Raw genomic sequence first — 19,155 nt, 5'->3', positions numbered from 1 at the left:
ACGGGGAAGGGGCTCACGCATGGCGTGGGAAGAGTGGGAGCAGCTGAAGAGTGCGGCGGCTGATCAGCACGCGGCCCAGATGCAACTGAACCACGTACCACTCGACCCGGGTGGTGGCACCGGCACTCTGGTCTCGAACAAGCCTGCCTGGTCCAAGGCCGGCCAGGACGTCGGCTCGCTCCGTCAGGACATCAGCAAAGCGACGGCGAAGCTGACGGACGGGCAGAAGGGCCTCGGCGAGGACGCCGGCTGCCTTACCGCGGCGGCGCAGAAGGACGTTCACGCCTCGTGGGAAACCTACGTCAAGAACGTGAGCGGACGCTGCGGGAAGCTCTCGGGCCTGCTGGAGAAGGTTGGCAACGACCAGCTGAAGACCGACGAGGCGATCGAGGTCGAGATCGGCAACCTGACGGTGGAGTACGGGGATACCCCGGCCGTCGGCGGCAAGGGCTGAGGGCGGTAACGAGACGTCATGGACCTCGCAACGCTCAAGGCCCTCAAGCCGACCGAGTACTCGGAAGCCGCCGACGGTTACCGCAGCACCTCCGACATGGCGAGCGCGGCCAAGGACCGCATCGAGAATCAGATCGTCGTGGCCATGCGCAACTCGCTGAAAGGCGAGGCCGCTACCGCCGCGATCAAGCAACTGGGTGAGCTGGGTAAGAACTTCCACTACATCCAGGTCGAGTGCGGTCTGGTCAGTACGGCTCTCGAAGCCTTCTCCTACGAGGTGGGAGCTGCCAAGGGCAAGCTCGACGCGGCCCTCGACGGCGCCCAGGCCGCCGCACTGACCGTGCATGCCGACGGTTCGGTGTCCTATCCGGCGGGCGGGGAGAAGGACGCCGACGGCAAGATTCCTGACGGCGGCACGGTGAACGGCCTGACGGACGGTACAGCTGCCGCGATCGGCCGTCAGGCGGCGAACTTCGATCCCAACCCACATCACCGCCTCGCACAGGACTACGCGGACCAGATCGCCGCGGCCCTCAAGGAGGCCACGGAGGCCGACGAGAAGTGGGCGCCGAAGCTGCGCGCATTGAAGGCGGACGACGACCTGACCGTCTCCGACAGCGACTGGGCCGACGCGTCCGCCGACACGAGCGGCGTGAAAGACGCGGGTAAGAAGTACCTCGACTCTCTGCCCCAGCCGCCCAAGGACGGCAGCCCTGAGGACAACGCGGAGTGGTGGAAGGGGCTCGATGCGGAGCAGCAGGCGGCATGGGTCTCCATGCAGCCCGACGCCGTGGGCGCGCTCGACGGGCTGCCGTCCACGGTCCGGGACGAGGCCAACCGCATCGTGTTCGACGAGGCGTGGGGATCAATGCAGACAGAGCTGAACTCCATCCCGAATCCGCCACTCAATGAGTGGACCTATATCACCGCCGGGGGTTACCCGTCCAAGGTCCACACCGATGAATGGATGGATTGGCACAACAAGTACGGCGACCGGTACGACCGGCTCACCAGCAATCTCAAGGGAATGCAGAGCATCCAGAAGCGCTTCGACCAGACCGGCACAAACGGACTGCCCGAAGCGTATCTGCTGGGATTCAGCACCGAAGGGGACGGCCGAGCGATCGTCGCCAACGGAAACCCGGACACCGCGGATCACACGGCGGTCTATGTTCCGGGTACCACATCGGACTTGCCGGGTATCGAGGGGAACATCAACCGAATGGTCAATGTCTGGCATGCGGCCGATGCCAAAGCCCCTGGACAATCCGTATCCACCATCACCTGGCTCGGCTACGACGCACCTGATGACGTCGTGAAGGACGCACCGTTCGAACACTACGCGTACGACGGCGCGCCGGCGTTCCGAGGTTTCATGGATGGACTCGACGCATCTCACTCCGGTGATTCGCCGTCCCACACCACCGTGATCGCGCACTCGTACGGAACAACGCTCGTAGGTGCTGCGGCCCAGACGGGCCATCTCAACGCCGATGACCTCGTCTTCGCAGGCAGCCCTGGCGTCAAGGTGTCCGGTGCAGATGAGCTGGACGTCCCCAGCGGTCATGTGTGGAACGAGGAAGCCGACGGCGACGTGGTCCCGGACCTCGGCCGCTGGGGCCACGGCGGCGACCGCTTCATCATCCCCAGCGACCCCGAATTCGGTGCCAACCAGATGACCACGGACACCGACGGACACAGCGGGTACTGGGATACGGGGTCTGACGGGGACTCGACGAGTCTGCAGAATCAGGCCCTCGTCGTCGTCGGAAAGGGCGACAGCGTGCCGCTGAAGCCGCCGCCCGACCCGTGGGCACATGTGAAGTAGGAACACCGGCCCACGACCCCGCCCGACGAAGTAAGGCTTCTGATGTGAAGAGCAAATTGAGCGCTCTTGTGCTCACAGTCTCTCTGGCCCTCACCACTCTCACCGGATGCAGCATGACTGACGACGATTCCAACGCAATTCCCTCCTCCGGCACGAGCACTTCGCGTGATGCCTCAGATGCGATGGAGAAGGTGTCCAGCACTATCTATGACCTGATCGGCGTCAAGGGAAAGGCATCCGACAGCCGTCCGACAGTCGTGGACTGTTCGGGAAAGGACACGAAGTCGCACTTCCGAATCCTGCACCCGTGGAGCTTCGTCCCGGCGTCGGTGAGCGATCTCGACGTAGCGATGAAACGACTCAAAGAGGAACTGCCGAAGAATGGGTGGGAGATCGTCAACTATGGGCCGGACACCAGCAGGAACCAGAACATGAATCTCACGGCTGACAATGACAAGAAGAAGGCCAGTGTCAAGGTCGTCGCCATGGCGAAGGACGACCCGCCGATGTTGAGCCTGGACCTCATCTCCGGGTGCTACACGGTCCCCCACGGCCAAGAGGTCGAGCGCTTCTGACGATTCAGCTCCAGGGCAGCAACGCGGGCCAGCAGCAGGGTCTCGGTCGGGCCGACACGTCGGCCCGATCCGTTCCACGCGGCCAGATGCTCAACCTCGGCTGTTGGCCGCCCACTCGGACGGGGTGCCGGTGCTCACTTCCTGGGCCCCTCCGTCGACGGACTGTGGCAGGCGCAGCTGCAACGGCGTACCAGCGGCAGGCCTCCGCTGTGCGGGAGTGGGATGTCATGCAGGCGGCGGCACGAGACGTGTATGTCCTCGTACCCGGGCCGATGCGCCAAGGTGCACTCCGGCGACAACTCCCGCGCCTCCCCCGCCGCTCCGGGAGACTGCGCCCTCACTGGTCACCCCCGGCTTGGCGGGACGGCGGCAGGAGGTCGAGTACGTCCGGCTGCGGCGGGTAGTGCACGGCGCACGCCTGGCACGCGTAGACGACAAAGCCCGGCCCCGAGTTCTGGTGGACCACGCCGACCACGACCGGGGTTTCGGTCGTCACCTGGCAGCGCACGCACATCCGCACCGGCGGGCGGGGCGTCCTGTCTTCCGTCGCCATCACGCCGCCCTATCCGCGCCGATGACATGCAGATCGAGGTCGACACCGAAGTCCGCCGCCAGAACCAGCGCCACACGACGCCGTGTCTGCCGCGCCTGCTCCTGCTCCCGTTCACGGCGAGCCCGCTCCGCCGCGAGTACGTAGGGGCGGACCGGGGCGGTCGAGGCTCCATCGAGGGGCTCCAGCAGCCCGTAGGGGGAACTGGGTGCGGGGAGCCGTACGACGACGACTGTGCTGGGCCTCTCGGGGATGCAAGCTGGGGAGGATACGGCGGAGCGGGTTGCCCTCCGCCTGCCGGTGCCAGGCGCGAACACGCCCAGGATCCAGCGCAGCAGCGCGTGGATAATGCTCACTGTCATCAACCTCCGTTGGGTTGGTGGCCATGCCCCCGGACGGCGCCCACCGTCGCGGGGGTTCTCGACTGACAGCGGCCACGCTAACTTAGTACGTCTTAGTACGTCTAGTTACGTCACAAGCCGCCCTATGCTGGCTTGAGCTGGCCTTTTACGCTCCAGGGCATGATAGAAATCGACCGGGAAAGCATCGTCCCGATGTACGTGCAGCTTGCTTCCGCCCTGCGCGAGCGCATCCGATGCGGCGAGATTCCGGTTGGCCGCCGTATCCCTTCTCACCACGAGCTGGAGCAGGAGACGGGCGGAACAGTCAGCCGCCGAACCATCAAGTCCGCCATCGAGGCACTACAGGCCGAGGGGATCGTTCAAGGGGTCCAAGGCAAGGGGGTGTTCGTCATCGCCGTGCCCGCCGATATGTCCGAGGACGACAAGGGCGAGGGCTGACGGGCAGAGCACAGCTCAGGGTGGGCACCTCCCGTGCGTGCCCACCCTGGTGTTGCGGAGTACCTGCTGCTACATGAAGTAGCTGGCGCCCTTCAGGTCGCCGCCGCGGTAGTCACCGCCGGCGCCGTGGACCTGGTGCGAGATCTGGAGCAGCGCCGCGTGGATGCCCCGGGCGTGCTTGTTCCACTCCTCGCTCTTGCTCTGGAACTGCTGGAACGCCTCGCCGCCCCAGCCCGAGGACACGTTGAGCACGGCCTGGCGCAGCGCCTCGAGGTCCTCCTCGAGCTTCTTGGCCTGGTCGCCGAGCTCGGTGGCGAGCGCGTCCATGGTGCCGTAGGTGACGGCGAGTTCCTCGTAATGTGCTCCGGACATGATTCCCCTCGTTTCTCTGAAGACCTCAGGCAGACTTCGCCGGAATGATGGTCAGTAGCTGTTGAGCGCCGAAGTCTTTCCACCGAGATCGTCCACCGAGATCTTGTTCATGTCGGCGGTGATCTGGTCTTCGAGGTTCTGCTTGTCGGTCTTCGTCATGTGGATGCCGTCCAGGAAGTCGTCGAGCATCTTGCCGATCGCGACCATATGGCCGTTGATCTCCGTCTGCTTGACGTTGAAGGCGTTGGCACCCTGGCCCGTCCAGGCCCTCTCGATCATGTCGATCGTGCCCTGCAGTTTCGCGAGCGAGCCCCGGATGTTGTCGTAGCGATCGATTACTTCCTTCTGGAGCTTCTGTACATCGCCGTCGTTTAGCTTGCGGTCGACCATTTCGGCACTCCCTTTCGTGAGTTGTGGCTCGTCATGTGTGGGTCATGTGGCTCGCCGTGAGCGGATCACCGCGAAGGCTCCGCCCCCGATCACCAGGACGGCTGCCGCGGCTCCGAGCGCGATCCACGTCGCGGTGTTGTCGGAGGTGTCGGAGGTTGATGCTGCCGCCGAGGTCTTGCCTCCTGCGGTGGCCTTCGTGGGCTGGGGCGTCGGTGCCGATGCGGAGGGCGTGTTGCCTGCCTCGTCCGTGACGCCCGTCGCGTTCTCTCTGGCGAGCGGGTCGGTGCTGGCCGGGCCGGGGTTGAAGGCACTGTTCTCCAGCACCTTGCGGGGACGGATCAGCCCGTAGCCGAGGTAGGTACTCGGGTCGTCCTTCGCCCAGTCACGTCCGGCGGTGTCGATCAGGCTGGCGAGCACCTGGTTGGCCGTCCAGTTGGGGTGGGCGGACCAGATCAGGGCTGCGGAGGCTGAGGCGATTGCGGTGGCGATACTCGTTCCCTCACCGTCGCAATACGAGCGAAATGTCTCGTCACACCAGGTAGGTACGCCGATTCCTGGGGCCGCCAGGTCCACGTAGTTGCCGTGTTCCGAGAACTTCGCGACCTTTCCGGACTCGTCCGAAGCGGCAACGCCGACTACATAAGGGTACGCAGCGGGGTATCCAATGAAATTCTTCTCTTCTGCGCCGTTGCCCGTACCGGCAATCAATAGCTTCCCTTTGGACTGGGCGTACTTGACCGCCGCTTCCACCTCGGGATAGGCAACGTCGATAGTGAAGGACATACTGATGATTTTGACGTCACTGTCGGCGACAGCCTTGATCACCGACGCCTCATTCGGCGCCTTCTCCTTATCGGCCTTGTTCGTCAGGCCTTTGAGCGCGATCCGGTACGGAACGACCTTCGCACCTGGGGCAATGCCTTTCAGCCCCCCTCCTGCGCCGGTGCCGACGATGAGTTCCGCCATGCTCGTCCCGTGGCCCAAGTAGTCGTCAGTCGCTTTGTAAGCAAGAGCTTTCGGTACTTCGCCAGCGAGCACCTGCCCTTTAAGTGACGGCGTGTTGGGGTTGACTCCCGAATCGACCACGGCAACCTTGACGCCCTTGCCTGTGCTCACTTTCCACATCTCATCGGCTTTCATCGCCGACAGGTACCACTGCTGAGACTGAGCGTCGGCGGCTGCGGCGTTCGGAGCCAGGCCAGCCGACAGCACGGCCAAAGCGCCGAGCGCTGAGCAGACGGCGGAAACCCGTCTCCCGTTCCGTCCCGCGGAAGGCCCGCTCCACCCGCCGCGTCGGCTGATTCCTGCCACCATGCTTCTGTCTGCCCTCGCTCTTGTCCGGTCAGTCGGTTGACGACGCCTCGTCGCGCCGCTCGTCACGGCGTGAACGCGTCTTGCCAGAACCCTGGTTGCCCGCCTGGCCACGCACACTGCTGGTACCGCCGGGCGAGTGTCCGCTGTTCCTGGTGCCTTTGCCGGAGCGGCGCGACGCCTGGCCCGCACCTGCCGTCGAACCGGGGGCCTCGATCACCCCACGCTGGCCGGGCTTCTCCGCCTTGGGGCGAGAGGCAGCTGCGCCTTCGCCGCCGATGACCGTGCCGCGCGGCAGCCTGGGGCCGTTGGCACCAGGGGCGGCCCCGGTGACGGGCTTACCGCCGACAACGCCATTGGCACGCCCGGCGCCTGTACGCGCGGTGTTCGCGGCGCCCGTGCCGGAGACCTGACCGCGGGGGGCACCGCCGACCTGCCTGGCTGCTGCTCCCCCAGCTTTCGCTGTCCCGCCGACGACGCCGCGCCCCAGAGGGCCGGCCGCACGGCTTCCTGTTTGGCCCGGTCCGGCGGCGCGTCCCATCGAGCCTGTGGGGCCCATTCCCGAACGCCCGGGTGGGGTGCGGCCCGTCAGGCCACCGACTCGGCCCTGGGCCGAGGTCGGCGTCTTGACTCCAGACATGCCGCCGAACCCGGACTTGCGCCCGGCCGGCCCCCTCAAGGCAGGGGGCACTCCGACGGTAGGGAAGGAAGGGGCCGTACTCACCGGATTGGCGTTGGGGCCTGTCGCCGAAGGCGATGTGACGGTCGGCGGCGTCACGATTTGCTGCGGCGGCAGCATGCCGACGCTGTCGATCTCCGTGCCGACGTGCTGTTCCGGCAATGTCACCGAGTCGACCACATTTTGGTGAGACAACTGTTGGTCTGAACGCGCCCGAACCACTTCCGTCTCGGCCGAGCTTCGGTGCGTGCCCACAGAACGTTGCAGGGCTGAGAGTGAACCCTGGTCGTCTCTCGGCTCGATGGGGTCACGAAGCGATGGATCCGGCTCCGGCACCCCCACCGCAGGCATCTGAGGAAACACCGGCTCCTCCGCCAGTTCCATCATTCCGCTGGACACCGTGTAGAACGACGCCAGCCGGTACATCTGGTTGATGGCTTCCTGGCGGTTCTTCTCCGCCGTGACCGCCGCCGTGTACTCCGCGTTGCCCTCGACCCGTTGAGGCGTCGGGATGTCGTCGACCTTCTTGGGGACGATGCGGTTGTCGCGCGGGGGCATCGACTTGCGTACGGAGGCGAGGCCGGAGCTTGCCGCCAGGACCTGGGTGCCCACCTCGTCGGCGTAGCCGGCGAGGGCGAGGGCGGTGGTGGTGAGGTTCATGCCCCAGGTGTAGAAGGCGGTGTGGGCCTCGCCCTCCCAGTCGACGTCGCCCAGGTTGCGGCTGAGCTCGTTGGCGGCTTCGTTGATGGCGTCCCGGGCGTCGACGAGGGCCGTGGCCGCGCTCTCCAGAGTCGCAGGGTTCGCCGACTCTACGATGTCGATCATGGCGTTGAGGTCGTAGCCCTCGAAGCTGGTGTTGCCGAAGCCGCCAGGACTGCTGAGCATCCCAGGGCTGATCACCACGGCCTTGTTCACGGCGTCGTCCACGCCGCTGTTCTGCTGGGCCGCGTCCTGGCGTTCCGTGCGGTAGTGGTCCGGCTGCTTCTTCTCGCCGCTCATCAGTACCCCGCGTCGGTGTGGTCGGCGTCGTTGGTCCGCTCGGTCTGCTTGCTCAGCGCCTCTTCACGGTCCCGGTTGACCTCGGTCCGGATCTCGTGGAACCGGTACCGGAGGTCCTCTTCGAGGTTGTCGAAGGTGACGTCCACGCCGTGCACGGCGATCTGCATGGCCTCCAACTGGAGCCCCAGCGACTTGGAGAGGGACGTGATGCGTTCGTGGACGCGCTCGTACTGGAGGTGAAGCGTCTTTGCCTCCGGGAAGTTCCCCGCGCCGAAGGTGTGCTCCGCAAGACTGTGGTCCGCCACCTTCGCCGACCCGCCGGCCGATTTCTCGAAGGCCGTGAGCAGGTCGTCCACCCGCTTTTTGAACGTCGAGAGCGCCATATAACCGCGCCGTACGTCGGCGGAGCCCCCGCCCATGTCCGCAGGAATCACGAAAGCCACTCTCCCCGTTGTCCGCCGCCCGGCCCGGGCGGCACCGCTCACGCCTCTCAAGTGTTCATGACCGCAACGTAACCACTGTAATGACTCCCTCTGACAGCCCCAACTGCCTTATGCAACAACCCTGCCACTGCTGATGCGCAGACCGCCGATTCCTCACGATCGGGGTGTTTTCTCCTGCATCCAGCGGCGCGCCCCGACTTCGCTCGGGTACTCGCGGACAGTGAGCCAGGAGGTCAGCCGGCCGACGGTGTACGCGGTGAAGGCCGGCATGACGGGTGCCGCGAGGAGGGCCAGGCCGCGGCCGGCGGCGGCCCGGCCCGGGGCACGGCTGTCGTGGTCGCGTTTGGCCCGGAGGGTCTGCTCGGGAGTCGGCGGGTTCAGGAGGCCTTCGTGATGGCCCCGGCGCTGCTTGACCCAGCCCCCGAGGACCAGCTGGTGGCGTCCCGGCCCTCATTCGGCGCGCGGGAAGGTGAGCCGGTCGGCGACGAGCGCGAGCCAGCCGCTGGGCGCGTACGGCGCCGGCGGGTCGACCTCCATGCCCAACTCGGCGACGGCCACGGCGTAGTCGGACTCGTTCAGGGCGAGCGCGAGCAGTTCGCGCAGCTCGCCGACCAGGCGGGCCACGAGGTGCCGGTCGGTGGTGGTGCGGTAGTCGTCGACTGCCGCGTCATGGTCGTCGAACTCTTCCGGCATGTCCTGGGAGAACCAGCCGCCGAGGAACTGGCCCAGCTCCGGGAAGCAGGCGTGCCACTCCCAGTGGGTGGCGGGCACCGCCGGGGGCGGGACCTCGCCCTGCTCGATGCTGTGCTTGAGATGGTCGGCCAGGCAGTACAGCCACTGCTGGATCTCGCCCTCGGGCAGACCGACGTCCGGGATCGCGTAGAACTCGCCCAGACGGAGCCGGAGTCGGCCGGGCGGGTGGTCGGCGTACTCGCGCAGCTGACGCTCGGCGACGGCCAGTGCCCAGGGGCGGGTGTGCCAGGTCTGGCGCAGGTAGGCGGTCAGGGCGTCGCTGGGCTTGTCGGGGGTGTCGTCCGCCGGGCGGCCGGCGTAGGCGCGGATCACCTGGTCCAGCTCGCCGTAGCGGCGGTCGTGTTCGAGGGGGCTCAGGGGCACGGTCGGCAGCCTCTACAGGTTTCTACAGGTAGACGGGGAAGGTGGCGTGCACGGCGAACCCGTGCGCGACCGACGGCTCGCGGCGCAGTACGACCCGGGCAGCCCGTACGTCGACGGAACCGCGCCCTGCCAGCATCATCGCCTGCAACAGCACCCGCCCGACGGGCTCCTCGCGGGACGGCCACGCCGCCTCGATCGTCAGCCGCGGCCGGGTGGACTGCGCCAGCCAGCGGTGGATGACCTGTTCATTGTGGGTGACCACCTGCTGGGTCGCCCACTGCGCAGTCACGCGGTCGGGATAGGTGGCGGTACGGGTTTGCAAAGGACTCCTTCTTGAACGCGGAGGATCAACGGCCGATCCGAGTTCCGTTCGTACGGTCACCACGCGTGGAAGGACCAGACCATCCCGACCTCCGAGTCGGAGACAAGGAACAGGCCCAGGTCCCAGACATGTTGGGAGATTGTGTTGCAGCCGGAAATGTGCTTGTAGTAGTCCCTGTTTTCATCGTCGCGACCTGTATTGGCAAAGAAGCGGGAACCTTGCGGAAATCGCGACAGGATGACGTCGGCCTTCTCCTCCAGTCCTGCCCTGCATTCCTCGAAGTCCTGCTCCTTCTCGACATTGAGCCAGGGCGTGGAGAGGGCTACGAGGAATTTCTTGGCCGAGGAGCGCGGAATCTCATGCAAACGGTCTCTGAGAGCGTCCGCCTTCGCGGGTTCCGTTGGCGGTTCGACGAAGGGGTAGTACGGGTCATCGGCCCTTTCGAGCTCGCCCGCGAGGGGGTCGTTCACCCGCCAGCCGCGGGCGTCCGGCGTGTCACCGCGCATCAAGGCGTGCACGTCGAACACCCAATCCCCGTGCTCCCTGGCCGTGACCTTGGCGATCGTGTACCGGCGCGCGTACATGTCGACCGCCTCGGCCCAGGACCGTTCATCAGGCTCTACCATTCGATGTCACCTCACTCGTCATACTTCAGGCATGGACGTCAGTACGACGAACGGCGGGTTCAAGCTCGGGTCGTATCTTAGAATCGTGAGGACGCCGTGTGCGTCTTTCGGCGATGTCGGGTTGCCACCGACGACTGGTGCCGTACGCCCGGTCAGCACCGGGGTGGCCATAGCTCCCTCAGTGACCGAGGGAACTCTGAATTCTTCCGTGAGGGGGTTTGGCGGCGGATTATCCAGCCACTTGTCTATTTTCGCCGAATTACTCCGGATGTTGTACTGAGTGTATTCCTGAGCAGAGTCCAGGTCGGTGAAGGTCGAAGCTGCCGGGAGCTGCTGCACTCCCCCTCCCGTCGCCTCGTCCCGCAACCGCTGTGTCAGCTGGGCGTCCGTCAGGCCGACGTGCTTGTCGATGCTGTGCCCGCCGCTCAGTTCCTCCTCCGTGGCCAGGTCGATGGAGTACTTGTAGGGGATCTGGCTCTCCGTGCGCTGCCAGCTGTGTTCCTTCTTGAAGTCGTTCAGGGAGCGCGCGCCGTACGCCTCCGCGCGTGCCACCTCCGCGCGGAACGTGGGCACACTGAGCAGTGCCTCGTCGAGATCGGTCTCCAGTGTCTTCAGCTTGGTGGCGGCGTCGCTGAAGGCCTGGTGGTACTCCTCGACCGCCTTGTCGGCGGCAGCCTTGTCCATGTGCGAGCGGAACGTCAGCACGATCTCGCCGAACGCCATGGTCGCCGCGAGCCGGGTCAGCTCGAACAGGTCGAGGCCCGTGGTCAGGTCCTTGACCGTCGCCTTCGCGGCCTCCTTGCCGAGCCGGGTGGTCGTCTCCGCGGTTTTGAGACGGATGCCGGCCAGATGGTCGAGGCTCTCCTGCACGGTGGTCGCGGTCTGGCGGAGAATCTCGATGATGGGCCGCTGCTTCGCCGGTACGACGCTGCGGTTCGTCTTCCAACTGCGGCCCATGGAAGCCCGGTTGCCCTGGGCGTCGTAGGTCCTGCCCCATTCGGTGGTGCCCCAGATGGTCTGGCAGAACGCCTTCATCGCGCCCTGCCACTCGTCGTTGCCCCTGTTGTTGCTGATGAACTTGATGGCGCCGTTGAAGTTGTCCGACGCCGCCTTCGCGTCCTTCTCGACCGCGCGCCAGGCCGTGGCCATGCCCTTGAGGTCCTCGTCCCTGGCACCCGGGGTGATCTCGTGCATCGTGCCGAGGTTGAGGCCGTGCTCGATCGCGGGCCGGATGACGTCGGCGAGGAAGTCGGGGACCTCGCCGAGGATTCCGGAGATGTCCCAGGAGTCCGCGTCCTCGCCGGTGCCGGACCACTTGATGTCGTTGACCGGGCCGTATCCGGGCTGCTTCTCGATGACGGCGGGCAGCGGTTTCTCGACGGGCGGCGGACCGTACATCTTGCGGGCGTACCAGTCGGCCTGGGTGTACTTGTTGGCCGTGTCCGTCAGACCGACGGCGACACCGCCCACGCTGACCACGCTCTTCGCCCAGAGTTCCAGGAACTTCTCGTTCACCGACCTGTACGCCGCCGCGAAGGCGTCCGCGCCCCAGCCGGTTCCGGCCGACTGGCTGTACTGGTTGAGCACGTCGACGAGCGCCCTGGCGCCCTTGTCGTAGTCGAACTGCCCGTCACGCACCACGAGCGCGGTGTAGTGCACATGCTGCGGCTGTAGGTCGAAGCCGCCGCCGCTCGTTCTGGGCGAACGGGTGCGGGCGTCCGCCCGCTCCTGTGCGCGTTGTTCGTCGGTGGGCCGCCGGTCGGCCATCAGGCACCACCCCAGCCTCGCAGCACCGCGAGGTGCGCGGCCGCGTAGTTGGTGTGGCCCGTGGTCACGTACTCGTGCAGCCACTTCTGGGCCGCTTGCAGGTCCTGGGCGGAGCGGTCCCACTCGTCGAGTTTGTCGACGAAGACCTCGCGCGTCTCGCCTCGCCAGGACAGCACGACGGGCACGACCCGGTCGTAGAGATCGTCCAGCCGGCCGTTGAGCTTCTTGAGGATGTCCTCCAGGTCGGCGGCCAGCACCTCGAGGGTGGCGAAGGAAACGGCTATGTGGTCGTCGTCGGGTGCGGCGCCGGTAGACATGACTCCCCCTGTGTTCGTCTCGGCAACTGCGGTCCGGAACTGCGGTGCGAAAGGGCTACAGGTCGTCGAGGCTGCTCCGCGGCGCCGCCGCCGGTGCGCCGGTGTTCGGCGTCGACAGTCTGGCCACCTCGCTCCCGACGTCCACCTGGATCCGCCGCATTTGGGCGAGCACGTCGAGGTCGTCCTGGGAGAAGCCGTCCCGGCTCAGCCGTACGGCCTCTTCGAGCAGCTTCATCACTTCACGGATGCGTACGGCGTCCTCGGCCGCCGCGCGGTGGAAGTCGCGGTACGCCGACGCCGCCGGGCCGCGCCAGCCCGCCTCGATGCTGTCGACGACCGCGTCCATGCGTCGCACCTGCTTGTCCAGGTGATCCTGCATGCCGTCGAGGTCTTCGGCGAGTTTGGTGAGGTCTTCCGCGGACACCTTGAGCTCAGGGCCGCTGCCCTGTCCCGAGCCCGCTCCGGGCACGCCCATCCCGTACCTCCGTCCCCTGTCGCAGAGGCTTGACACGTCGCTTGCGGTTGCGATGATCCTACAAATCGTTGGTGACTGCACGCGTGAACTCGCGCCCGGACGCGGTGAGATGGCCGCCGACCCCTACTCCGCCCCCGCGACCCTCCGCGCCCTTCTCCGGGCGTCCCGGATCGCCACCGCCGTGCCGCCGAGACCCGCCGCCAGGGCCGCCGCCGCGACGACGACGTAGGTGGCGAGGCGGGTGTTGCGCTCGTCGGGGGTCTCGCCGGTGTGGAACTTCGCGGGGCTCGGGGCCTCGGCGGCGCCCAGGCCGTTGCGGGGGCTCGGGGACTCGATGGGGCGGTCGTCCTCCGTCAGGGCGCGGACCGGGTCGACGACACCCCAGCCGACGAGTCGGTCGTGGCCCGCGATGGTGCGTTCCGCGGTCTGCTCGATCTGGGCGACGATCTCGCGCGCGGTCCAGTCCGGGTGCCTCGCTTTGAGCAGCGCCGCCACGCCCGCGACGTACGGCGCCGAGAAGCTCGTGCCGTTGTCGGCGCAGTGACCGCCCTGGGGGACCGTGGAGACGATGTCGACGCCGGGGGCCGCCACGCCCACGAAGTCGCCGGACTGGGAGAAGGAGGCGCGTTCGTTGTTGCGGTCCGAGGCGGCGACCGCGAGGACGCCCTCGTAGGACGCCGGGTAGGTCTCCTTGACGTTGCCGCCCAGGCCGTCGTTGCCGGCCGATGCCACGACCACGACGTTCCGGTCCAGGGCCTCGTCTACGGCCAGCTCCAGGTCGGAGGTCGGTCTGACCGCGTTGGACGTGTCCTGGGAGATGTTGATGACCCCGGCCCCTGCCTGTACGGCGTAGCGGATCGCCGCGGCCAGGGACTCGGTGTCGCCGTGGCCCTCGGCGTCGTTCTGCTGGATCGGGATGACGGTCGCCTCGGGGGCCAGTCCCACGAAGCCGGTGCCGTCGAGGGGGCGGGCCGCGATGATGCCGGCGATCTTGGTGCCGTGCCCGACGGTGTCCGTGGTGCCGTTCTCGGCGCCGCGCTCGATCGGGTCGCCGTCTTCGTCCTTGAGGTTCTTCGGGAGGAGGTTGCGGCCGGCCTTGGCGTCCACCGCCTCGGTGAGCTGCGGGTTCTTCACGTCCACGCCCGTGTCGATGACGGCCACGCGGACGCCCCTGCCCTTGGAGCGGCTCCACAGCTCGTCCAGGAGGACCCGCTGGAGGGCCCAGGGACGGCCCGGGTACTCGCCGTTGGGGAACGTGCACTGGTCCGAGTAGGGCAGCTTGTCCGCCGCCGACGCGGGGGGCGCGAGGACCGTGGCCGTGGTGAGGAGGGCCGCGGTCACCACCGGCGCGGTACGCAGCAGCAGCGCGGTACGCAGTCCCAGGGGCGTCCGCGGGACCAGGGTTGTACGCGGGACCAGGGCCGTCCGCGGCAGCGGGGCCGTACGCGGCGTCATCGTCGTCCGCAGCACCGTCGTCTTCCTCCTCACGAGCCCTGTCGTCCTCCTCACGAGCCCTGTCGTCCTCCTCACGAGCCCTGCGGCTGGCGGGCCGCCGCCGTGGACAGGCGGGGGCCGGTGGGCAGGAACTCGGACCAGGCGGCCGGGATCGGCGCCGGGTCGACGTCCTTGTAGCCCAGCAGGGTCTGGGCCTGCTGGGCCTCCTGTTGCTGCTGTTCGCGCTGCTCGGCGGTGGTGCCGATCCCTGCGTCGTCCGTCGCGCTGTCGCCGTTGGACTGGAGGACGTAGCGCAGGCCCGTGTCGGTGACGAGGAAGACCGGGCCGGCCTTGGTCGCCTCACCCTGGAACTGGCGGTAGAGCTGGCCGGAGCCCGGCGTGACATAGGCGCTGGAGGAGCCGGTGGGCAGCTTGGCCGGGAAGTCCGTGCCCGCCCAGGTGCTCAGGGTCGTGGCGCCCGAGCCGGAGTTCACGCCGCGCAGGACGTTGCAGATCGTGCTGCGGCTCCCGGCGGCCCCCGACGGGTCGTTGACCGGCTCGGGGTCACCGGTGGGCCAGCGGTGCTCGGTGCCGAACGCCTCGCCCGGCACGATCGCGCCGGGGCTCAGCTCGCGGGCGTGCCCGGCCTGACCGAGGGGGGCCAGCTCCTTGCTGAACAGCAGCAGTTGGGCGACGAAGGCGGACACGGGAGCGACGCGGCCGCTCAACACCACGTAGTACTGCTCGGTGTTGTTGTCGAACGCCTTGAGCACCGTGCCGACCCGGTCGGCCGACGCGTCCAGCTGGCCCGGTGCGCCGGCCGCCTCGCCCGGCTGCCCTGGGACGTCCGGGAAGGCGATCGGATCACCCTGGTGCAGGGTCGCCAGCCATTCCGCCGACACCCGTTGGGGCTCCCGGCCGGAACCGACCACCGCGCGCAGCAGCAACTCGTCGCTCCTGCCCACCGGGTACGCCGTGCCGCCCGCGTCCACGACGTAGCGCCTGCCGTCCGGGTCCGCCACATAGAGCAGTTGGCCGTCGTGCAGACGCCCCGCGCCCTCGGTCGCGTCCTTCTCGCGGGCGGCCAGGACCAGCGCCGCCTTCTGGACGGAGTCCCCGCCCCCCGCGCTCGGCCGCTCGCAGACCACCCAGCGCTTCGCCTTGCCCGCCTCGGACGCCGAGGGCAGCCGGTCGGGGGCGTACGGGATGCCGACGGTGACGCCGTGCGGGATCCTGCCGCTGTCGAGGACGGACTCCGCGACGGTCACCACCTCGCCCTGCCCCTCCTCCAGGAGCAGTTTGGCGGAGGCCATGTTGAGGACCGGGTGCAGCTGGACCTCTTCACCGGTCCGCAGCACGACATAGCGGGTGGTCGACTTGCTCGCGACGATCACCTTGGCGTTGGGCGTGTCCCAGCCCTTGGGCGCGGTCGGTCTGAACATGCCCCACGCCCCGAAGACGGCCATCACGAGCACCCCGACGACGATTCCGGGCAGGATCGAGCGCAACGGCCGCGGCGCCCCCTCCTCCGAGCCGTCCGGCGACGACTGGAGGAAGGCCGCGAGCATCCGGCGCTTCGCGAAGGTGTAGGCGTTGAGCTGGTCCCGCCGAGATGCCATCTGTGCCCGTCTCCCCGTTTTCCGGCCGATCCGCGTGGCCCGCAGCGCGGTTGACCGGCTCCCCGTCTCCGATGTCAGAGCGGCCACCTACTATGCCCGGTAACCATGGGAACTCGAGGAGCGGGTAGGGTTCCCGGGCCGTCGAGTGCCCTGTGCGGTGCGGGAGACGGGCGGGTCGTGAGCGGATCGGGGGGACGGAGTGAGGGTTTCGGGAACGGGCGGGAGCCCTGTCGGCCGGTCGCGGACGCGGCGCTCCTCGACGACCGGTCCACGGCGGCCCGATCGGTCCGAACGGTCGTCCGCACCGGGTACTCCGCACCTCAGGACGCGCGCGGGGCAGGGCGGGACATTCCGCTTGCAACGCCTCGTCCTGCTGGAGATCGCGGCCGCCGTCCTGCTCGTCGGCTGGGTGAGCGGGCCCGTGGCGCTCGTGGCGGCGGCGGTGGTCGCCGCCCTGCTGATGGCCCTCGCCTTCGTCCGCCGTCGCGGCCGCACGCTTCCGCAGTGGCTGGCCACGGCACGGGAGCTGAAGACCCGTCGGCGGCTGGCCGCGCGGCTGGAGATACCGACCGGGACGGAACCGGGGTTCGGGCCTGCCGTGGAATGCGATCCCGGGCTGCGGACGTACGCGTACGGCGGCCGTGACCGGCGGCCCGTGGGGATCGTCGGGGACGGCACGTTCGTCACCGCCGTTCTTCAGGTGGAGGCGGACACGACCGCGATGCGGGCCGAGCGCGGCCGGCAGCCGCTGCCGCTCGCCCTGGTGCGGGACGCCCTCGAGGTGGACGGGATCCGGCTGGAGTCCGCGCAGATCGTGCTGCACACCCAGCCCGCGCCCGCTCTGCACCTGCCCCCGCAGTCCGTGGCCGTGGCCAACTACGCACCCCTGCAGGAGCAGACCGGAGCGCCGGCGGTACGCATCACCTGGATCGCCCTGAAGCTGGATCCGGAGCTGTGTCCGGAGGCCGTGGCCGTCCGCGGCGGCGGTGCGATCGGGGCGCAGAAGTGCGTCGTACGGGCGGTGGATCACCTCGCGAGCCGGTTGACCGGCGCCGGATTCCGGGCGACCGTCCTCGACGAGGAGGAGCTGACGGCCGCCTTCGCCACGTCCGCCTGCGCCAACCCACTGGTGACGGCGGAGGCCGGGCGGACCGGGACGGTGGAGCGGCGGACCGAGGAGTCCAGCCGGAGCTGGCGCTGCGACAACCGCCGCCACACCACGTACTGGCTGCGCCGGTGGCCCGCGCTGGGCGGCGACAGCCCGTCGCTCCCCCAGTTCGTCGCCCTGGTCACGGCCGTTCCCGCGCTCGCCACCACGTTCAGCCTCACCCTCGCGCGCGGTGAGCGGCAGGAGGTGTCCCTGTCCGGGCACATCCGGGTGACGGGGCGCAGCGACGACGAACTCGTGGCGGCCCGGCGGGCGGTGCAGGGCGCGGCCCGGCACACCGGCGCAGGGCTCGCCCGTCTCGACCGGGAGCAGGTGCCCGGCATGCTCGCGACGCTGCCGCTCGGAGGTACCCGGTGACGACGACACACGGAGCCGCCGCCTCCGGCGAACCGGAGCCGACCGCCGGCCGGCCCGGACGCCGCCGCTCGCCGCGCAGCGGCTTCGGCCTGATCGGACCACGGCACGGACGGCACTCGGTGTCCGCGGACCAACTGGCCGCGCTCGCGCTGCCCATCGGGGACGACGGTGTCGTCATCGGCGTCGGCGCCGAGGGCCGGCCGGCCGTGCTGGGGATCAACCGGCCCACGCCGTACGACGTCGTCCTGATCGGCGGGCTGTGGACCGCGCAGGTCCTCGCGCTGAGGACGGCGGCGACCGGCGCCCGGGTGGCCGTGGAGACGGGACGGCCGCAGGCCTGGGTGCAGATGGTGCACGCGATGGGCGGCGGGCAGAACGGGCTCGCCGTGTACGAGGTCGGCCGGGTGCCTCCGCAGGGCGCTTCGGCGGGTACGCCCGTGCTGGTGGTGCGGGACTGCGGGATGCGCCCGCCGCGCGGCCGGGTCACCTCCGGGCCCTGGCAGGCCGTCCTGACGCTGCTGCCGTACCTCAGCCCGGTCGCCCCTCGGCTGGTCCGGCAGGCCCGGCTCGTCGGTGTGCAGCGGATCTCGCCGGACGAGGCCGTGGAACTGGGCCGCGCGTTGTCGCTGCCCCGCGGGGACGTGGAGGCACTGCCCACCCTCACCGACGGGTTCACCTTGTGGTGCGCCGACCGCGACCGGCAGTACGTCATGACGCAACCGACGGATGCGGAGATCGGGTTGCTGGGCACACCGAGACGGATGGACTGACGCGGCGGCTTCTCCCTTTACCTGTGCGGCACTTCGGACGTTATGGCCGTTTTGCCGAGTGCCCTGAAGCGCTTGCGCGGCCCCTTCGGGGGTGCGTGACGTGGTGGACTGGTGCTGAGGGGTGGGCGGGCCTGCCGAGGCGGGCCGTCTGGTGATTAGGCTGGTACGTGGCGCGATGCCGGAAACCATGGGGTGGACGTCGGCGTCTCCCGGGGGAAAGCCGCATCGGACGACGTCAGACGGCCTCGAACCACTCAAGGACGACAAGCGAATGGTCGCCCCGGCACGGCATGAGGGTGCTCGACCACATCAGGAGGAATTGTGAGCAGCGATCGGGACGGGATCCGCGGGGGCTGGGCCACACCCGGCGATGACCAGCCCGACGCGGAGTCCGGCGTCGATGCGACGGGCGAGTTCACCATCGACTACGCGCCGCCGGCTTGGTACACGCAGAACACGGGCGGCGGTGCGGGTCAGGCACCGGCCGCGCCCCCCGGCCCGGCACCCGGGCCTGGGCCAGGGCCAGGCCCGGAAGCCGGGGCGGGGACGACGGGTACGCCTGGAGCGCCGTTCACTCCGCCCCCGCCGCCCGCACCGGACGCACCGTTCACCCCGGCCGCACCCCCGGCACCGCCCGTACCGGAAGCTCCGTACACCCCGGCCGCACCGCCCGCACCGCAGGCGCCCTTCACCCCGGCCGCACCCCCGGCACCGCCCGTACCGGAAGCTCCGTACACCCCGGCCGCACCGCCCGCACCGCAGGCGCCCTTCACCCCGGCCGCAC

Annotated in this window: 22 protein-coding genes; 7 read left to right on the top strand and 15 right to left on the bottom strand. The window is 68.7% G+C overall.

The features are described from left to right. The first annotated feature begins 19 nt into the window (after positions 1-19). Genes ACFWBD_RS36690 through ACFWBD_RS36680 form a run of 3 tightly spaced genes read left to right on the top strand, consistent with a single transcriptional unit; the run spans position 20 to position 2,856 of the window. Positions 20-454, top strand: coding sequence for a hypothetical protein (locus ACFWBD_RS36690; RefSeq protein WP_385676901.1), 435 nt, complete (start codon positions 20-22; stop codon positions 452-454). 18 nt (positions 455-472) lie between these two features. Beyond that, a complete protein-coding gene (locus ACFWBD_RS36685; protein WP_385676898.1) occupies positions 473-2,281 on the top strand; it encodes an alpha/beta hydrolase in 1,809 nt (602 codons plus the stop codon). Between the two features lie 44 nt (positions 2,282-2,325). Then, positions 2,326-2,856: a hypothetical protein gene (locus tag ACFWBD_RS36680; RefSeq protein ID WP_385676895.1), complete on the top strand. Its 531-nt coding sequence runs from the start codon at positions 2,326-2,328 to the stop codon at positions 2,854-2,856. A 337-nt stretch (positions 2,857-3,193) separates the two neighbouring features. On the opposite strand, the gene ACFWBD_RS36675 is transcribed toward ACFWBD_RS36680, so the two are convergent. Both ACFWBD_RS36675 and ACFWBD_RS36670 read right to left on the bottom strand, forming a co-directional pair. Beyond that, on the bottom strand, positions 3,194-3,409 hold the full coding sequence (locus ACFWBD_RS36675; RefSeq protein WP_385676892.1) for a hypothetical protein: 216 nt from the start codon (positions 3,407-3,409) through the stop codon (positions 3,194-3,196). Next, positions 3,409-3,768: a hypothetical protein gene (locus ACFWBD_RS36670; RefSeq protein ID WP_385676889.1), complete on the bottom strand. Its 360-nt coding sequence runs from the start codon at positions 3,766-3,768 to the stop codon at positions 3,409-3,411. The genes ACFWBD_RS36675 and ACFWBD_RS36670 overlap by 1 nt, the downstream gene beginning before the upstream one ends. A 159-nt stretch (positions 3,769-3,927) precedes the next feature. On the opposite strand from ACFWBD_RS36670, the gene ACFWBD_RS36665 reads away from it, so the two are divergent. Beyond that, positions 3,928-4,206 carry a GntR family transcriptional regulator gene (locus ACFWBD_RS36665; RefSeq protein WP_384119816.1) on the top strand — a complete coding sequence of 93 codons (279 nt, stop codon included), beginning with the start codon at positions 3,928-3,930 and terminating at the stop codon, positions 4,204-4,206. Between the two features lie 69 nt (positions 4,207-4,275). Here the strand turns inward: ACFWBD_RS36665 and ACFWBD_RS36660 are convergent, their stop codons facing one another. The 13 genes from ACFWBD_RS36660 to eccB all read right to left on the bottom strand — a co-directional run bounded on the left by ACFWBD_RS36660 (position 4,276) and on the right by eccB (position 16,076). Then, positions 4,276-4,578, bottom strand: a complete 303-nt coding sequence (locus ACFWBD_RS36660; protein ID WP_385567899.1) for a WXG100 family type VII secretion target — start codon at positions 4,576-4,578, stop codon at positions 4,276-4,278. A 51-nt stretch (positions 4,579-4,629) separates the two neighbouring features. Beyond that, on the bottom strand, positions 4,630-4,968 hold the full coding sequence (locus ACFWBD_RS36655; RefSeq protein ID WP_385567896.1) for a WXG100 family type VII secretion target: 339 nt from the start codon (positions 4,966-4,968) through the stop codon (positions 4,630-4,632). A gap of 42 nt (positions 4,969-5,010) precedes the next feature. Beyond that, on the bottom strand, positions 5,011-6,186 hold the full coding sequence (locus ACFWBD_RS36650; RefSeq protein ID WP_385676885.1) for a S8 family serine peptidase: 1,176 nt from the start codon (positions 6,184-6,186) through the stop codon (positions 5,011-5,013). Positions 6,187-6,310: 124 nt separating this feature from the next. Then, the gene (locus ACFWBD_RS36645; protein ID WP_385676882.1) at positions 6,311-7,957 is read right to left on the bottom strand and encodes a hypothetical protein; all 1,647 of its coding nucleotides are present in this window, start codon (positions 7,955-7,957) and stop codon (positions 6,311-6,313) included. Beyond that, positions 7,957-8,391, bottom strand: a complete 435-nt coding sequence (locus ACFWBD_RS36640) for a hypothetical protein (RefSeq protein ID WP_385676880.1) — start codon at positions 8,389-8,391, stop codon at positions 7,957-7,959. Before ACFWBD_RS36640 ends, ACFWBD_RS36645 begins: the two co-directional genes overlap by 1 nt. 459 nt (positions 8,392-8,850) lie before the next feature. Beyond that, positions 8,851-9,516, bottom strand: a complete 666-nt coding sequence (locus ACFWBD_RS36635; protein ID WP_385676877.1) for a contact-dependent growth inhibition system immunity protein — start codon at positions 9,514-9,516, stop codon at positions 8,851-8,853. A gap of 22 nt (positions 9,517-9,538) precedes the next feature. Beyond that, positions 9,539-9,898 (bottom strand): RNase A-like domain-containing protein, encoded by a 360-nt coding sequence (locus tag ACFWBD_RS36630; RefSeq protein ID WP_385676944.1) that lies wholly within the window; start codon positions 9,896-9,898, stop codon positions 9,539-9,541. Next, positions 9,895-10,464, bottom strand: a complete 570-nt coding sequence (locus tag ACFWBD_RS36625; RefSeq protein WP_385676874.1) for a hypothetical protein — start codon at positions 10,462-10,464, stop codon at positions 9,895-9,897. The genes ACFWBD_RS36630 and ACFWBD_RS36625 overlap by 4 nt, the downstream gene beginning before the upstream one ends. An 18-nt stretch (positions 10,465-10,482) precedes the next feature. Then, positions 10,483-12,231 carry an RNase A-like domain-containing protein gene (locus ACFWBD_RS36620; RefSeq protein ID WP_385676872.1) on the bottom strand — a complete coding sequence of 583 codons (1,749 nt, stop codon included), beginning with the start codon at positions 12,229-12,231 and terminating at the stop codon, positions 10,483-10,485. Then, the gene (locus ACFWBD_RS36615) at positions 12,231-12,548 is read right to left on the bottom strand and encodes a WXG100 family type VII secretion target (protein WP_385676870.1); all 318 of its coding nucleotides are present in this window, start codon (positions 12,546-12,548) and stop codon (positions 12,231-12,233) included. Before ACFWBD_RS36615 ends, ACFWBD_RS36620 begins: the two co-directional genes overlap by 1 nt. A gap of 55 nt (positions 12,549-12,603) precedes the next feature. Continuing rightward, a complete protein-coding gene (locus ACFWBD_RS36610) occupies positions 12,604-13,023 on the bottom strand; it encodes a WXG100 family type VII secretion target (RefSeq protein WP_385676867.1) in 420 nt (139 codons plus the stop codon). A 123-nt stretch (positions 13,024-13,146) separates the two neighbouring features. Continuing rightward, positions 13,147-14,367, bottom strand: a complete 1,221-nt coding sequence (gene mycP, locus ACFWBD_RS36605) for a type VII secretion-associated serine protease mycosin (protein ID WP_385676941.1) — start codon at positions 14,365-14,367, stop codon at positions 13,147-13,149. Between the two features lie 182 nt (positions 14,368-14,549). Continuing rightward, positions 14,550-16,076 (bottom strand): type VII secretion protein EccB, encoded by a 1,527-nt coding sequence (eccB, locus tag ACFWBD_RS36600; protein ID WP_385676864.1) that lies wholly within the window; start codon positions 16,074-16,076, stop codon positions 14,550-14,552. 355 nt (positions 16,077-16,431) lie between these two features. Between eccB and eccE the strand changes: the two genes are divergently transcribed. From eccE to ACFWBD_RS36585, 3 genes are all read left to right on the top strand, one after another. Further along, complete coding sequence (gene eccE / locus ACFWBD_RS36595) at positions 16,432-17,601, top strand: type VII secretion protein EccE (RefSeq protein ID WP_385676861.1); 1,170 nt, start codon at positions 16,432-16,434, stop codon at positions 17,599-17,601. Beyond that, on the top strand, positions 17,598-18,371 hold the full coding sequence (locus ACFWBD_RS36590) for a hypothetical protein (RefSeq protein WP_385676858.1): 774 nt from the start codon (positions 17,598-17,600) through the stop codon (positions 18,369-18,371). Before eccE ends, ACFWBD_RS36590 begins: the two co-directional genes overlap by 4 nt. Before the next feature lie 321 nt (positions 18,372-18,692). Continuing rightward, on the top strand, positions 18,693-19,155 hold a 463-nt coding region (locus tag ACFWBD_RS36585; protein ID WP_385676855.1), incomplete at its 3' end, for an SCO5717 family growth-regulating ATPase.

Origin of the sequence: Streptomyces sp. NPDC060002 (assembly GCF_042737245.1) — a bacterium.
GTDB lineage: Bacteria > Actinomycetota > Actinomycetes > Streptomycetales > Streptomycetaceae > Streptomyces.
The sequence above is the reverse complement of the archived record's forward strand: the minus strand, read 5'-3'. Positions and strand labels throughout refer to the sequence as shown.